A 14,436-nucleotide genomic window follows, 5' to 3' on the forward strand; every position below is an offset into this window, starting at 1 on the left:
GAACTGCTGTGTATATCTCTTTGGCACGTGCTTTCTCTTTCCGGTTTCCTACAACCCTACGCGGGTCGCTGTCCGGAAGATCAAGGGCACCTCAGCACGCCCACACCGAATCCCTCTGGGACTGCCAGGAACAGGCCCGACTCCTCGGCATCGCCCACGCACCCGACAACCCCACAACCCGAAAGCGCATCGCGGAACTACGCGACGACCCGATGGAAGCTCCCGAAGTCCGAGCCGCCGCCGCTGCGGCCCGGCCGGCCACTGCCTGAACCCGTCGCAGAAGCCTGTTTCGACGGGTGTCGGGTTCGTCTCGCCCAGCGGCAACGGTGTACGTCGAGGAGGGGTGGTTCCGATCGTCGTCCACGGGTCGGTCGAAGGTGGAAAAACGTGGTGCCGGAGGACTGCTCCTCGTGGGACTTCGAGAGCGCGACCATGGTCGTGAACGGATCGGGCACGGCATCGAGCTTGGCGAGCCTCCCCGCCCGGAACATGTCATGGAGCGGTTCGACGAACGTGCCCGGATGACGGCGAGGGCGTCGTGGCGGCCCGGGTGTGGCAGCAACGCGCGGTACGCGGCGACCGGCATCAGCGGGTCCGCCGCAGGTGGTGTCGGGACAGCCCATCGTCGATCAAATGCGCGTTGACAACAGCCACTCCCCCGTCCCGACCGTCGACGATCACCCCACCATCGACATGCTCCGCCCCCTCACCCCGCCCCGTCCGTCACCTCACCCCCAACCGTCACCCCACCCCCAACCGTCGCCGCCCGCGTCCGCCCTTGCCCGCTCGGCGGCTGCGGCGCACGATCGCCTCCGTGCGGCCGGCGCCGAGTCGTACGCTGATCTCCGCGCCGCCCAGCACCGAGCGGCCCACGCCGACCTCGCCGCCGGTGGCCTCCGCGAGGCGTCGGACGATGTCCAGGCCCAGTCCCGTGGAGCCCTCGCCGCCGTGCCCGTGGCCGCGCCGCAGCGCGCTCTCCGGGTCGGCGATGCCCGGGCCGCCGTCGGCCACGAGCAGGATCACCGCGTCCCGACCCGAGTGCAGGGTGACCGAGAACGGCACGCCCTCCTCGGTGTGCCGGAAGACGTTGCCCAGCATCGCGTCGAGCCCGGCCGCCAGGTCGCCACGGGGCACCGGGACCCGTACCGGCTGGTCCGCGCCCACCAGTTGCCACGGGCGCACCTCGTCCTCGGCCAGTGCCGACCAGAAGTCCATCCGGTCACGCACCACTTCGGCCGCGTCGCAACCCACCGCCTCGATGCTCGTGCTCGATCGCCGTGCCGTGCGGATCAGTTCGTCGACCTCGCGCTCCAACTGCGCCACCGCGTTCCGGGTCTGTTCGGCCACCGGGTCCTCGCCCAGCGCCGCCGCGTTCAGCCGTAGCGCGGTCAGCGGCGTGCGCAGTCGATGCGACAGGTCGGCAGCCATCTCCCGCTCGTTGGCCAGCAGTTGCTCCACCCGATCGGCCATCGTGTTGAACGATGTGGCGGCCTCCTGGAGTTCGGACGGGCCCTGCGGCGCGATCCTGGCCGCCAGGTCGCCGGTCCCCAACGCGCGGGCCGCCGAAGCCAGGCCCCGCGCCGAGCGCACCACCTGTGCGCCGAGCCGGTCGGCGACCACCACGGAGCCGCCGACCAGGACCACCGCCACGCCGGTGAGCACCATCCACGCGGTATCGACGCCGTGCTCCAGGTCGCCGTCCGGCACATACACCTCGATCACGGTGATCCGCCCCTGGTCCAACAGCAGCGGCTGCAACAACGCCCAGCCGCCGCCCGCCCGGACCCGGAACGACCGGGCCGACCCGCGCGCGGTGGCCACGCTCTGCTCGCTCGCCCGCGGCCGCCCCAGCACCGAACCGTCCGGCAGGTGGATCGCGATCCGACCACTCGAACCGGCCGGCACACTCGCGATCGCCGGCTCCAGCGTCGCCCGATCGGTGGTGATCACCAGCGCCGGCTGCAGCGCGGCGGCCTGCCGCTCGGCGTCGGTGAAGGTACGGTCCGCGGCGATCTCCCGGATCACCAGGACCAGCGGGATCAAAAACGCCAGGGCAACCATCGTGGTGACGGCCAACGAGACCCGCACCAGCGTGCCGCGCACCCCCTTGGGCGCCCGCGGCCGCTTGCCGTCCCGGCCTGCCGAAGCCGGCGTCCGTCCCCCGGAAGCCTGCGCCCGACCCGCCGCACGCGGATCCGGCGCTCCGTCGCCACCCGTACCGCCTGCGCCCGACCCCTCCCCACCCGCCGCGGTCCCCGCGCCCGCCCTCACGCCGGCGGCTCCAGTTTCACCCCGACACCCCGCACCGTGTGCAGATACCTCGGCTCCCGCGCCTTCTCGCCGAGCTTGCGCCGCAGCCAGGACAGGTGCACGTCGATGGTCTGGTCGTCACCGTACGACTGACCCCACACCTCGGCGAGGATCTCCCGCCGCGGCACCACCGTCCCGGCCCGCGCCGCCAGGAACGCCAGCAGGTCGAACTCGCGCCGGGTCAACTCCAACTCGCGGCCGTCCAGTTGTGCCTCCCGGCGCCTGGTGTCGATCAGCAGGCCGCCGACGGTGAACACCTCCGGCGTGGTCCGCCCGCGCGCACGGCGCAGCACGGCCGACATGCGCGCGCCCAGGTGTTCGCCGGAGAACGGCTTCGTCACGTAGTCGTCGGCCCCCGCGTTGAGCAGCCGGACCACCTCGGCCTCGTCGTCCCGGGCGGTCGCGATGATCACCGGGACGTCGGATATGCCGCGCAACATCTTCAACGCCTCGGAGCCGTCCAGATCCGGCAGACCGAGGTCCAGAATGACCACATCGAAAGGGTATTGGGCGACTTCGCGCAATGCTTCGAGAGCCGTTCCGACGCTCCGAACAGCGTGTGAGGACGACGTCAGATAGCGGATCAGCGCCGAACGTACGAATTGGTCGTCCTCGACCACGAGCACCTGTGCCATGGTTCGGAACCGTACCCGTACTCTTCGATCCGGCCGGCCCGGGAGGGGAACATCGGGCCGGATCAGCGGCTGGAGGCCAGAGCACGTGCGCAGAACCGTCACCTCGATCGCGGTATGGCTCGTGGTCAGCGCGATGGCCGTCGCGCTGGCCTGGTGGGGCGTGCGCAGCGTGTTGCGCGACACCGTGTTCGAGCCGCCTCGGGCTCCGACGCTGGCCGCCGGGGACGAACCGCCACCGGTGACGAGTTCTCGGCCACCGACGCCGCTCGCGCCGCCGACGCCGGTCGCGCCGCCGACGAGCGAGGCACCCGACCTGATCTCCGCGGTCAACCGCACGCCGGCGCCGACCACGGCGTCCGCGTCGGCACCCGCGTCCTCCGCCCCGCCGACGCCGAAGAGCCCGCCGACGTCGGTGGTACCGCCGGCCCAGCTTCGGGAGGACCCGCCGGCTCCGGCCGTGCAGAGTTTCGAAGTACGGGGCGGGCGGGCGTCGTTCCGGTACTCGGCCACGAGCGCGACGCTGATCGCCGCAACCCCGAACCCCGGCTGGGCGGTGAAGGTGTGGCCCGGGGACAGGTGGATCCGGGTGGACTTCACCGCCAACCACCGCACCTCGTCGGTGTTCGTGGTCTGGAACGGACACCAGCCGATCGCGTCGACCTACGAGGACTGAGCGGGTCGCCGCCGGGCCCTCGACCCGAACGACTACAGGTCTTCCAGCACCTCGGCCGCCGTCGACCGCAGGCCCCGGGCGGCCCGGGTCGCGGTGTTGTACGCCTCGTCGCCGCGCCCGTCGGTGAACGCGTTGGCCGCCTGGATCAGGCCCTGGGCGCCCTTGAGCACGTCGACCGCCGCCGCGAGCAGCGCCTCGCCGCGTGCGTCCCGGCCGGCCTCGTCCGCCAGTTGGGCGAGTTGCCGGGTGAGCACGGTCAGCCGCATGTCCACCCCGCGGGCGCCGGACAGCGGGGCCGGTCGCGGATCACGCACGCTCGGCAGGCCCTGACGCGGGGTCGGCGCACCCTCCGGCGTCCCGCACAGCGGACACGACTCGCCGAGCGCGAGCAGACCACGCTCGGGGTGCCGGGGGCACGGCGCCGAGCGCGGGCGCGCGTCCGCCGCGTCCCGGGCCCGGCCGCGCCGCCGCCGGTTCTCGCAGAACAGGCACTTGTCCCGGGCATCCTCGTCGACCGGGCCGTACGGGTGTTCGTTGCACAGCGTGGTCGGCGTGGGAGCGGCCAGCCGGCCCAGGATCACGCGCGTGTTCGCCAGTTGCTCGGCGATCGCGTCGTACGCCTCGGGCGGGCTGGTGTTGCTCAGGAGGTCGACCATCTCCATCAGGTTCTTGGTCGACAGGACGAGTGCCTTCGTATCGGGTGCCACGCCTATGGACTGTAAATGATCGGCGGGACATCACCACACCTGAACCGGTGCGGCATCACCGCACGATCAGCACCTCCAGGGTCCTCGGCCCGTGTACCCCCTCGACCCGGTTCAGCTCGATGTCGCTGGTCGCGGACGGGCCGGAGATCCAGGTCAGCGGCCGGCCGGGGAGCAGTCGCTCCAGTGCCTGCGGTACGGACGCGACCACGTCCCGGGCGCGAACCACGCACAGGTGCCAGTCCGGGACCAGGGTCAACGCCCGGCGTCCCTGTCCCGGTCCCGCGTCGAGCACGATCGTGCCGGTCTCGGCGATCGCGACGGCGGCGGCGGTGAGGACACCGTCGGCGGTATCCAGTTCGGCGACGGTGAGGTGGGGAGCGGACTGCTTCGGCCTGTTATTAGTAGGATCATCGGACGATTCGTCGATCGGCCCGTACACCCAGCCGTCCGGCACGCACGTCCCGGGCGCGAGCCCCGCGACCCACTCCGCCGGCAGCCCCGCCGGTATCACCAGCCGACGTGCCCCGCGTCGTTCGACCGCCTGTGCGATCGCGTCCGCGAGTTCGCTCTCGGTGACCTCGTGCACGACGGCCCGATAGTCGCGCAGGTGTTCGGCGAACAGTTCGAGCACGCCCTCGACCACATGTGCCCGTGCGTAGTCGCGCGGAACCGGGAAGACCTCGTCGCGCGGCACGTCCGTCAGCGCCCGCCGTACCCGGTTCAGGATCACCTCGCGCGAATTCATCGGCTCTCCCCCTCGATCTCGTTCGCTTCGGTGCGCGCGGCCGCAGGCCCCGGATCCCCCGGGCCCATGTCCGCCTGCGGCGCACCCGCGGGCCCGCTGCGCTCCCGCACCCACCAGTCCCGGAACGACTCCGCCGGCACCGCCGGGATCGACCGACTGTCCGTCCAGGCCGCGCCCGGGCCCGGGGCCCGCTTGGGGATCAACTTGCGCGAGCGCGCCGCGACCCGCTGTACCCGGCGCAGTCGCCCGGGATCGTCGAGCACCCACTCGGCCGCCCGCATCGCCGTCCGCTCGGCCCGATGACCGCCCCCCTCGACCACCTGTTCGCGCAGATGCACCAGCACCTCGGGAATGTCGATCGCGACCGGGCACACCTCGTAGCACGCGCCGCACAGCGAGGAGGCGTACGGCAGCGACGCGGTCTGCGCGTCCACCTTCGCGGTCGCGATGCCGCCCAACTGCGGCACCAGGATCGCGCCGATCGGCCCGGGATACACCGACCCGTACGCGTGTCCGCCGGTGCGTTCGTACACCGGGCACACATTCAGACAGGCCGAGCAGCGGATGCAGCGCAGCGCCTGCCGACCGGTACTGTCCGCCAGCACGTCGGTGCGGCCGTTGTCGAGCAGGATCAGGTGGAAGTCCTGTGGGCCGTCGCCGGGGGTGACGCCGGTCCACATCGAGGTGTAGGGGTTCATCCGCTCGCCGGTCGAGCTGCGCGGGAGCAGTTGCAGGAACACCTCCAGGTCGGCCCAGGTCGGCACGACCTTCTCGATGCCGACCACCGAGATCAGCGTGTCCGGCAGGGTCAGGCACATCCGCCCGTTGCCCTCCGACTCGACCACCACGAGCGTGCCGGTCTCGGCGACCACGAAATTGGCGCCGGAGACCGCGACCTTCGCGGACAGGAAACGCTCGCGCAGGTGCCGACGCGCGGCCTCGGCCAGCGCGGCCGGCTCGTCGGTCAGACCGGCCGGTGCCGGCACGCCCCATTCGCCCATCTCGCGAACGAAGATCTCCCGGATCTCGGACCGGTTGCGGTGGATCGCGGGCACCAGGATGTGCGACGGCAGATCCTCGCCCAACTGCACGATCAACTCGGCCAGGTCGGTCTCGTAGGCCCGGATGCCCTCGGCGGCGAGCGCCTCGTTGAGGCCGATCTCCTGGGTGACCATCGACTTGACCTTGACCACCTCGGTCTCGCCGGTGGCCCGGACCAGGTCCGCGACGATGCGATTCGCCTCGGCGGCGTCGGCGGCCCAGTGCACGGTGCCGCCGGCGGCGGTGACCGCGGCCTCGACCGCGAGCAGGTGTTCGTCGAGGCGGCGCAGCGTGCGGTCCTTGATCGCCGCGCCCGCCGCGCGCAGTTCGGCCCAGTCCGCGAGTTCGTCCACCACCAGGGCCCGCTTGTCCCGGATGGTGTGGGTGGCCTTGCGCAGGTTGTGCCGCAGTTGCGCGTCGCCGACGGCGGCCCGCGCGGCCTGCGGGAACGGGGGCATGCCGACGAAGGTGGCGCCGGTCGGCGGGACGGCCTTGCTCATGCCGGCTCCTTCTCGGTGGAGGCGAGGATTTCCGCGAGGTGCAGGACCCGCATCCCGGTGCGCTGACGGTCCATCAGGCCACCGATGTGCATCAGGCACGAGTTGTCCGCCGCGCACAACACCTCGGCGCCGGTGCCCGCGGCGTGCCGGACCTTGTCGGCGCCCATCGCGGTGGACACGTCCGGGTTCTTGACCGCGAAGGTGCCGCCGAAGCCGCAACACTCCTCCTCGCCGGGCAGGCCGAGCAGTTCCAGACCGCGCACCTCGCGCAGCAGTGCGGTCGGACGGTCGCCGAGCTTCATCAGGCGACGCGAGTGGCAGGTGGGGTGGTAGGCGACCTTGTGCGGGAAGTACGCGCCGACGTCGGTGACGCCGAGCACGTCGACGATGAACTCGGTGAGGTCGTACACCTTCGGGACCACCGCCGCGACGTCGGCCGCGAGGGTGGCGTCCCGGGCCCGGGCTGCGGCGCGCGGGTGGTTGTCGCGGATCATCGCGCCGCACGACCCGGAGGGGGTGACCACCGCGTCGTAGCCGGCGAAGGTGTCCGCGAACCGGCGCACCATCGGCTCGATCCGCGGGCCGTAGCCGGTGTTCCAGTGCATCTGTCCGCAGCAGGTCTGGGCGAGCGGGAAATCGACCTCGCAACCCAGGCGCTCCAGGAGGCGGACGACGGCCTGGCCGGTGCGGGGGTACAGGGTGTCGTTGAGGCAGGTGATGAACAGCCCGACGCGCATGCGGGCGGCCTCCTTGCGGTGGTGGGATCGGGGGTGGGGTTGATCGGGGGTCGGGGGTCGGGGGTCGGGGGTCGGGGGTCGGGGGGTGGGGTCGGGGCGGGTTGTGGGTGGGTCGACCCGGCATGCGTGTGGTCAGACCACAGTGTGGTCACACGGTATGGGCATGTCATGCTGTGCCACAAGACGTGGGTGTCGGCCCGCGACCTGGATCGCTCCGAGGAGCTTTTGTGAACGACGGCCCGGACTGGCGCCCGGTCAAGCGGGTGCGCGCCTTCGAGGAGGTCGTCGCGCAGATCGAGGAACAGATCTCGACCGGCCGGCTGCGCGCGGGCGACAAGCTTCCGGGCGAGCGCGCTCTGGCCGCCGCACTCGGGGTCAGCCGCCCGTCGGTGCGCGAGGCGATGCGGGTCCTGGAGGCGATGGGCGTCCTGGTCGCGAACACCGGCAGCGGCCCCGAGGCGGGCGCGATCCTGGCGGGTTCGGCGGGGCCGGCGCTGACCGGTGTGCTGGGACTGCACCTGGGCCTGGCCAACTTCGCGGTGGACGACGTCGTGGAGACCCGGTTGTTGATCGAGTCCTGGGCGGTCGAGGCCGCCGCCCGGCACGCGAGCGAGGCCGACCTCGACCGGCTGCGCACGATCGTGGCCGCGATGGACGCGCCGGATCTGTCGGCGGAGCAATTCAACGAGCAGGACACCGAGTTCCACACCGCGATCGCAGAGTTGTCCGGCAACGCGCTGGTCGCCACGTTCATGCGCGCGCTGCGCGACACGGTACGTCGGCACCAACAACGCGCGGTTGCCGAACTGGGACCGGACACCGGCGCGTTGCGTGCGGACCACCACGCGATCCTGGCGGCGATCGAGGCCCGAGACCCCGCCGCGGCAGCGGCGGCGGTGGTCGCACACCTGCGTCGGGCCTACCCGGGAGTGGGGCGGTTGGCGTGAGGGACGGGTCGCGGGGCCGCGCGGGTCGGGGTGTTGCCGCGCGCCGGGGATGAGATTTCGCTGACGGGGCGTCATGTCGCTTGTGGGGCAAGGTGATCCGGGGTGGGGGAAACCTTGGGGCGGGGTGGTGACTCGGTGCGGTTGCGCGGCATACTGCGCGGCAACGTACAGCGCAGGAGGTCGCGAGGATGCTCGGGCACGACCGGATCGACGCGGAGACGTACCATCGGGACATCGTCCCTGGATTGCTCATCGGTGAGGCCGGGAAGCGGGCTGCGGCGGGGTTGGCGGGTCTCGAACCGCTCGGGCTGCGGGTCGGCGAGGGGGCGTGGACGTATCGGGCGCACGACTCGCGGTTGCGAGTCGTGGAGGGCGTCGATGCGGACGCCACGTGCGTGGTGCGGTTGTCCCCCGACGCGTGGACCGACCTGGTCACCCTGTTGCGGACCGCCGCCGCGCTCGCGATCGCGGGCGACGTGGCCACCGAACGAGGCGGTGTGCACGAACTGTTCCGCTGGGAGCCGGTGTTGCGGGCGCTCTATCAGGGGATCGAGATCTATCTGCCGCACGGCACACAGGTGTTCGACCGACACGGTCGATCGGTGGACACGGCCGCCGAACTGACGCTCGATCACTCGGATCGCGAACTCGCCGACCACTTCGAGGCGACCGGGGTGATGCGGGTGCGCGGAGTCTTCTCCGCCGCCGAGATCGCCGTGTTCGAAGCCGAGGTGGATCGACTCGCCGCCGAGGCGCGGCCGGACGACGACCGGTCCTGGTGGGCACAGCGCGAGAGCGGCGAGCAGGTGTTGTGCCGGATCGTCTACGCGAGCGAGCGGTCGGCGCCGATCGGTGCGCTGGCCCACGATCCGCGGCTGGTTCGACTGGCCACGTTGATCCACGAGGACCTCGCGGCGTCCACCGACCGGATGGAGGGCATCTCGGTCCTGCTCAAGCCGCCCGGTCGGCTCAAGGGCCTGGCCAACATCCCGTGGCACACCGACTGCGGGCTCGGCGGCCATCACATCATGTGCCCGTCGGTGGCGATCGGCATCCAACTCACCGGCTCCTGCGCGGAGAACGGCTACCTGGAGGCGATTCCGGGCTCCCAGGGCCGCACCTGCCCGCAGCCCGGCGCCGCCGACCTGGCCGAATTGCCGCACCTGACCGTGCCCACCGAGCCGGGCGACGTGACGGTGCACATGACCGACGTACTGCACGCCTCCCCCGCGCCCTCGGGCGAGGGCGGGCGCCGCACGATGTATGTCACCTTCCATCCACCGACCCTGTTCGAGCACGTCGGGCCGGGCGAGGCGATCAACGACCTGATCCGCAGTCGCAGCGCGAGTGAACTGGAGGCCGGGCTGGGGCGTTGAGCCCGACGGCCGGGGTCGGGGCGGCCCGCCTCAGCGCTGCGGCACGGCGGGAAGCGCGGCGGATTCCACGGATTCCACGCTGAGAATGCGGTCCAAATGGGTGATCCGCAGCACCCGCGCGGGCTGCGGTCCGACGCCGCACACCACGGTGTCGCCGTCGCGGTCGCGCAGGCGGCGGTAGCCGTAGACCAGGCTGCCCAGGCCGGACGAGTCGATGAACGGCACGCCCGAGAGGTCGATCCGCAGGCTGCGCGCGCCCTCGTCGACGAGGCGGTCCACCGCCTGCCGGAACACCGGCGCCGCCGTCATGTCCATGTCCCCCTGCACGGAGACGATGCCGCCGAGGTCGGATTCCATCGTGGTGTGCACGACGCACGGCCTGGCGGAGAACGATGTGTGATCGACGTCGTCCGGTGGGAGATCGTCAAGGCTCATGTGGAGCACTCCACCTGGTCAAGTGTCGGCTCGGTCGCGCGCCGCGCGGCCGCTCGGTACGGTTCGCACGTCTCGGGATGAATCTCCACATCCCTCCCGGAAACGACAGGACCGCATCGGCACACTACTCGTCGCGTCGGCCCGTCGTGGACCGTCTTCCCCTATAGGTGTGATTCCCGCGGAACCCACACCCGGGCGACGTTCCCGGTCGTACCGTGAAGGTTGCGCGAGCGCCGGCCCGAGCCGGCTCGAAACGCACGGACGCAAGGGATTCCGTAGCCATGACCGGACAACGCCCCTCCGGCGACGAGCGGGGCAACAGCAACACCCGGGAGCCGGCCGCCGAGGGGCGGACCAACGGCTTCAAACCGCCACGTGTCCCGGACGAGCCCGCGCCGCCCACGTGGTCGCTCGGCGAGGTGCTCGACCAGAGCGACACCGGCGTGGTCGTCTTCACGCCCGAAGGCACCGTGTGCTACCTCAACGCGGCAGCCGCGCGGTTGCTGCCGGACTGCACCGTGGGCACGGCCGAACCGATGTTGCCCGCGACCGGGACCGGTTGGCAGGGCGAGGTCTTCGAGCGGCGCATGCGCGGCCGGCGGGCGGTGCTGGGCGGCGGCCACTACGTGTGGTACGTACAGGACACCACTCCCGAACGCCGGCGCGAGGACGCGCTGTTGGCCGAGCGCAGGCGCAAGGTCTTCCTCGCCGAGGCGGGCCGCCTGTTGTCCGCGACCACCCACCCGCGCCGGCTCACCGATCTGGTGATCACGCTGCCGGCCCGCGAACTGGCCGACTGGGTGGCGCTGTCGGTGCCGAGCATGGAGGACGGCCGGCTGCGCACCACCTATGCGCCCGCCACCGGCCGCCCGATCGGCCGGGTGACCAGCGGCCTGGGTGCCGCGTGGACCGCGCCGGCGGGCGTCGGCCGGGTGTTGCGCACCCGACGGCAGGAGTTGCACCCGCTGATGGACCAGGCGTTGCTCACCCGACTGGTGCCGGACGAGGCGGTCGCGGATCTGGTCGCGGTGGACGCCCGCTGCGCGCTGGTGGTTCCGGTACCCACCGACGACGACGCACCCTCCGTACTGACGTTCGTGCGCTCGGCGACCTCGGACCCGTTCACCGAGGAGGAGATCGCGCTCGCCGTCGACTACGCCGAGCGGGTGGGGGTCGCGCTGCGCACCTCGCGGCTCTACGTCGAACAGGACCGGCGGACCATGCTGTTGGCCCAGGCGCTGGTGCCCGGTCCGCTGCCGGAGGTGCCCGGCGCGCGGATCGCCGCGCGCTACCGGCCCGTCTCGCTGACCGACGGCCTCGGCGGCGACTTCTACGCCGTGCACCCGACCCCCGTCGACGGCACCTGGGCGTTCTCGATCGGCGACGTGTGCGGACGCGGCACGCCGGTGGGCATGTTCAGTTCGCGGTCGCTGCTGATCCTGCGCACCGCGGCGAGCGCCGGCTGCGCCCCCGCGCATCGCATGGCGCTCCTGGACGCGGAGTTGACCCTGGGCGATCCCTCCCTCGTGCTCACCGCGATCACCGGTGACTGCTCCGTGCGTGCGGACGGTTCGGCGCTGGTCCGGCTGACCTGCGCCGGGCATCCGCCGCCGCTGTGGATGGATCCGGCGGGTCGGGTGCAGGCGATGGCGTTCACCGACCCGCTCGTCGCGGGCATCCCGGGCACCGTGTTCGGCGAGCGGGAGTTGGCGCTGGCGCCGGGCTCGACGCTGCTCCTGTACAGCGACGGGGTCACCGAGGCGCGGGACGCGGACGGCGAGGCGTACGGCGTGCGGGCGTTGCGGCACGACCTGGCGTCCTGCGCGGGCATGCCCGTGGACGCGCTGGTGGCCCGCCTGGAGCAGCGGCTGATGGTGCACCTGGGCGACGCCCCGGTCGTGGACGACGTGGTCCTGCTGGCCATTCACATCCCGTACCGGGACGACGACGAGGCGCTGCCGATTCTGGTCGAGCCCGGCCGCACGGATTCCGACGAACACCCGGATGGCGCATGACGCACGTGGTCCCCGACGAACTCGACCTGTTCCTGGAACACATCGGACGGGCGGACGAGGTCGAGGCGCTGACCCTGGTCCGGAACCTGCTCGGCAAGGGAGTGCCCGGCGACCGGGTGTTGACCGACCTGGTGATCCCGGCGCTGCACACGGTGGGCGAGCGGTGGGCGACCGGCGAATGGACCGTGGCGCGCGAACACGGCGCCTCGCACGTCACCGGTCGGGTGGTGCACCTGATCGCGGACGCGACCCCGCAGCCGCGGGCGGCGGCCCGGGTCGTGGTGTGCTGCGCACAGGGCGACTGGCACGGGCTGGCGTCCACCATCCTGGCCGCGCTGTTGCGGGTGCGCGGCATCGAGGCGATGGTCCTGCCACCGGGCACCGGCGCCGGCGAACTGGCCCGCGTGTTGCCCGACGCGGAGGCGGATTCGGTCGCGATCGGCTGCATGGTCTCCACCGCGCTGCCGGGCGCGCGGGCGATGGTCGAGGTGGCCCGGCGGGTGGGCGTGCCGGTCCTGGTCGGCGGCCCGGGCTTCGGTCCGGACGGCCGGTGGGCGGGCGTGGTCGGCGCGAACGGCTGGGCCCGGGACGCCCGGGAGGCCGCCGACGTGCTGGCGGGCCCGGACTGGCCCACGATCACCACCCCGGCCCCTCGGCTGCGCCACCTCCCGGACGCCGGTTACGACGGCGTCGGTCTGCTGCGCGCCCCGCTGGTCGCGGCGGGCATGGCGGCGCTGGTCCCGATCGAGGGCGAGCACTCGGACACCACGATGCGGGACGGGCTGGTGAGCGCCGTCGACGCGCTCGCGGTCTCGCTCTTCCTGGACGACCAGGTGCTCTTCGACGACTTCACCCGCTGGTTCGCCGACGTGCTGGGTCACCGTCAGGTCTCCCGGGAGGCACTCGCCGCGGCCTACCGTGCCTTCGCCGCCCGCCTGACCCACGTCCCGCGAGCGGGCGCGACCCTGACGGCGGCGCGAGCGGCGCTTTGAGGCGCCCGGTGCGGGCCCGCGTCGCCTACATGCGGGACATGGTCAGCAGATCCCCGCTGCCGTAGCCCGGGATCACCTGCTCGTAGGTTTCGTAGGGGTTGGTCACGTCGAAGATGCGGGGGTTGTCGAACTGCACGTAGAGCGTGCGACGGCGGGACGGGCCGGACGCCGCCGGGCCCGCGTGCAGGCCGCAGCCCATGTGCACGGTCACATCGCCCGGTTCGGTGGTGATGCCGACCACCGGCAGTTCGGCCCACTGGGCCGGGGTGTACCGCTCGTGCGCGACCGTGCCCCACGAGCCGGCCAGCGCGTAGAGCTGGGAGCTGTCCTGGCTCACCGCGTCCAACCGGATCCCCACGTGCACGCGCGGACAGGTGACCGGACAACCGCCGAGGGCACAGTCCTTGTGCCAGGGCAGGTCCGGGATGGACAGCGGTTCGGGCGAGGTGCCGAACTCCTTGAGTACGGCGATCTGTCCGGAGTCGCGGTCGGTCACCGCGACCACGTCCTGACCGGCCAGCCCGCACAACATGCGCACGGTCGGGTCGTCGGCCAGCGCGGCGATCCGCGGCGAGCGCATGCCCAGGTAGGTCAACCGGTAGGGCGCGCGCAATCCGCCGGGGCCGTCCGCCCACAACGATCCCCGGTCGCCCTCGCGGCACAGGCCCCGGATCCGGTCCACCTCGCCCGCCAACTCCTCGACCCGGTCCGCCTCCAAGACCTGACGCACCACCAGATAGCCGGTGGAGCGCAGGAAATGCGCCATTTCGTCGGGGTCGTCGTGGGTGGTGAAGTCACGATGCAGGTCGATCGGGCGATCCGCGAGGTCGCGCAGGTCCAGCGCCGCGGGGTGGTAGATCGGCGTGCCGGAGTACATGCAGCGGATCGCCGGCTCCCAGACGTCCCAGTCGGCGAACCCCCCGCGCACGAACCGCACCGCGTGCGACTCGACCAGGCCCCGGCTGGTGCGCAGTTCGTAGAGGTAGTCCTGCCAGGCACCGGATTCGAGTTCGACCACCAATTCGGCGTCCGCGGTGACCCCGGGCACGATCCGCACCTCGCCGCAGTCCTCGACATAGCTGTACGCCTGACCGTTGGGCATGCACAGCGCGATCGGGGCCCGGCCGGCCACGTCCCAGGCGACCCGTTCGCCCAGCCCGCCCTCCAGCCGACGCGGCAACTCCACCCGATGGAACGATTCGAAGCACACCACCGGCCAACCCAACACACTGAACGTGCCACGTTCGGCGTCGTGCGCCACCGCCGATCCGGCGCCCGCAATCCCCATTGCCCCGTCCTCCCCGTTCCGCACCCGATACACCG

General features: G+C 72.1%; 13 protein-coding genes. 5 read left to right on the plus strand and 8 right to left on the minus strand.

Annotation, left to right across the window (positions count from 1 at the left end; all coding sequences use genetic code 11):
• Window positions 1–741 precede the first annotated feature (741 nt).
• The gene (locus tag ACH4U8_RS34475; protein ID WP_360309591.1) at window positions 742–2,103 is read right to left on the minus strand and encodes a HAMP domain-containing protein; all 1,362 of its coding nucleotides are present in this window, start codon (window positions 2,101–2,103) and stop codon (window positions 742–744) included.
• A gap of 164 nt (window positions 2,104–2,267) precedes the next feature.
• A complete protein-coding gene (locus ACH4U8_RS34480; protein WP_360309589.1) occupies window positions 2,268–2,945 on the minus strand; it encodes a response regulator transcription factor in 678 nt (225 codons plus the stop codon).
• 85 nt (window positions 2,946–3,030) lie between these two features.
• Between ACH4U8_RS34480 and ACH4U8_RS34485 the strand changes: the two genes are divergently transcribed.
• Window positions 3,031–3,618 (plus strand): hypothetical protein, encoded by a 588-nt coding sequence (locus ACH4U8_RS34485; RefSeq protein ID WP_395782374.1) that lies wholly within the window; start codon window positions 3,031–3,033, stop codon window positions 3,616–3,618.
• Window positions 3,619–3,650: 32 nt separating this feature from the next.
• Here ACH4U8_RS34485 and ACH4U8_RS34490 read toward each other — a convergent pair whose 3' ends face one another.
• From ACH4U8_RS34490 to ACH4U8_RS34505, 4 genes are read right to left on the minus strand one after another with little or no spacing between them, the layout of a single operon-like run.
• On the minus strand, window positions 3,651–4,325 hold the full coding sequence (locus tag ACH4U8_RS34490) for a hypothetical protein (protein ID WP_395782375.1): 675 nt from the start codon (window positions 4,323–4,325) through the stop codon (window positions 3,651–3,653).
• A gap of 55 nt (window positions 4,326–4,380) precedes the next feature.
• Window positions 4,381–5,070 (minus strand): lactate utilization protein C, encoded by a 690-nt coding sequence (locus ACH4U8_RS34495; RefSeq protein ID WP_395782376.1) that lies wholly within the window; start codon window positions 5,068–5,070, stop codon window positions 4,381–4,383.
• A complete protein-coding gene (locus ACH4U8_RS34500) occupies window positions 5,067–6,611 on the minus strand; it encodes a lactate utilization protein B (protein ID WP_395782377.1) in 1,545 nt (514 codons plus the stop codon). The genes ACH4U8_RS34495 and ACH4U8_RS34500 overlap by 4 nt, the downstream gene beginning before the upstream one ends.
• A complete protein-coding gene (locus ACH4U8_RS34505; protein WP_360309579.1) occupies window positions 6,608–7,348 on the minus strand; it encodes a (Fe-S)-binding protein in 741 nt (246 codons plus the stop codon). The genes ACH4U8_RS34500 and ACH4U8_RS34505 overlap by 4 nt, the downstream gene beginning before the upstream one ends.
• A gap of 227 nt (window positions 7,349–7,575) precedes the next feature.
• Here ACH4U8_RS34505 and ACH4U8_RS34510 point away from each other — a divergent pair, with 227 nt between their 5' ends.
• Together ACH4U8_RS34510 and ACH4U8_RS34515 are read left to right on the plus strand one after the other, a co-directional pair.
• On the plus strand, window positions 7,576–8,295 hold the full coding sequence (locus ACH4U8_RS34510) for a FadR/GntR family transcriptional regulator (protein WP_360309577.1): 720 nt from the start codon (window positions 7,576–7,578) through the stop codon (window positions 8,293–8,295).
• 188 nt (window positions 8,296–8,483) lie between these two features.
• Window positions 8,484–9,671, plus strand: coding sequence for a phytanoyl-CoA dioxygenase family protein (locus tag ACH4U8_RS34515; protein ID WP_360309575.1), 1,188 nt, complete (start codon window positions 8,484–8,486; stop codon window positions 9,669–9,671).
• 30 nt (window positions 9,672–9,701) lie between these two features.
• Here ACH4U8_RS34515 and ACH4U8_RS34520 read toward each other — a convergent pair whose 3' ends face one another.
• Window positions 9,702–10,106, minus strand: a complete 405-nt coding sequence (locus tag ACH4U8_RS34520; RefSeq protein WP_360309573.1) for an STAS domain-containing protein — start codon at window positions 10,104–10,106, stop codon at window positions 9,702–9,704.
• Between the two features lie 281 nt (window positions 10,107–10,387).
• Here ACH4U8_RS34520 and ACH4U8_RS34525 point away from each other — a divergent pair, with 281 nt between their 5' ends.
• Together ACH4U8_RS34525 and ACH4U8_RS34530 are read left to right on the plus strand one after the other, a co-directional pair.
• The gene (locus ACH4U8_RS34525) at window positions 10,388–12,121 is read left to right on the plus strand and encodes a SpoIIE family protein phosphatase (protein ID WP_395782378.1); all 1,734 of its coding nucleotides are present in this window, start codon (window positions 10,388–10,390) and stop codon (window positions 12,119–12,121) included.
• Window positions 12,118–13,113 (plus strand): cobalamin-dependent protein, encoded by a 996-nt coding sequence (locus ACH4U8_RS34530; RefSeq protein WP_360309569.1) that lies wholly within the window; start codon window positions 12,118–12,120, stop codon window positions 13,111–13,113. Before ACH4U8_RS34525 ends, ACH4U8_RS34530 begins: the two co-directional genes overlap by 4 nt.
• A 25-nt stretch (window positions 13,114–13,138) precedes the next feature.
• Here ACH4U8_RS34530 and ACH4U8_RS34535 read toward each other — a convergent pair whose 3' ends face one another.
• Window positions 13,139–14,401, minus strand: coding sequence for a phytanoyl-CoA dioxygenase family protein (locus tag ACH4U8_RS34535; protein ID WP_360309567.1), 1,263 nt, complete (start codon window positions 14,399–14,401; stop codon window positions 13,139–13,141).
• Window positions 14,402–14,436: the final 35 nt, after the last annotated feature.

The sequence above is a fragment of the Embleya sp. NPDC020886 genome (assembly GCF_044333915.1).
Lineage (GTDB): Bacteria > Actinomycetota > Actinomycetes > Streptomycetales > Streptomycetaceae > Embleya.

Coding starts and splice junctions, on each gene's coding strand:
- ACH4U8_RS34520 (WP_360309573.1), bottom strand. CDS start 10,106: ATGAGCCTTGACGATCTCCCACCGGACGACGTCGATCACACATCGTTC.
- ACH4U8_RS34535 (WP_360309567.1), bottom strand. CDS start 14,401: ATGGGGATTGCGGGCGCCGGATCGGCGGTGGCGCACGACGCCGAACGT.
- ACH4U8_RS34500 (WP_395782377.1), bottom strand. CDS start 6,611: ATGAGCAAGGCCGTCCCGCCGACCGGCGCCACCTTCGTCGGCATGCCC.
- ACH4U8_RS34525 (WP_395782378.1), top strand. CDS start 10,388: ATGACCGGACAACGCCCCTCCGGCGACGAGCGGGGCAACAGCAACACC.
- ACH4U8_RS34515 (WP_360309575.1), top strand. CDS start 8,484: ATGCTCGGGCACGACCGGATCGACGCGGAGACGTACCATCGGGACATC.
- ACH4U8_RS34530 (WP_360309569.1), top strand. CDS start 12,118: ATGACGCACGTGGTCCCCGACGAACTCGACCTGTTCCTGGAACACATC.
- ACH4U8_RS34480 (WP_360309589.1), bottom strand. CDS start 2,945: ATGGCACAGGTGCTCGTGGTCGAGGACGACCAATTCGTACGTTCGGCG.
- ACH4U8_RS34495 (WP_395782376.1), bottom strand. CDS start 5,070: ATGAATTCGCGCGAGGTGATCCTGAACCGGGTACGGCGGGCGCTGACG.
- ACH4U8_RS34505 (WP_360309579.1), bottom strand. CDS start 7,348: ATGCGCGTCGGGCTGTTCATCACCTGCCTCAACGACACCCTGTACCCC.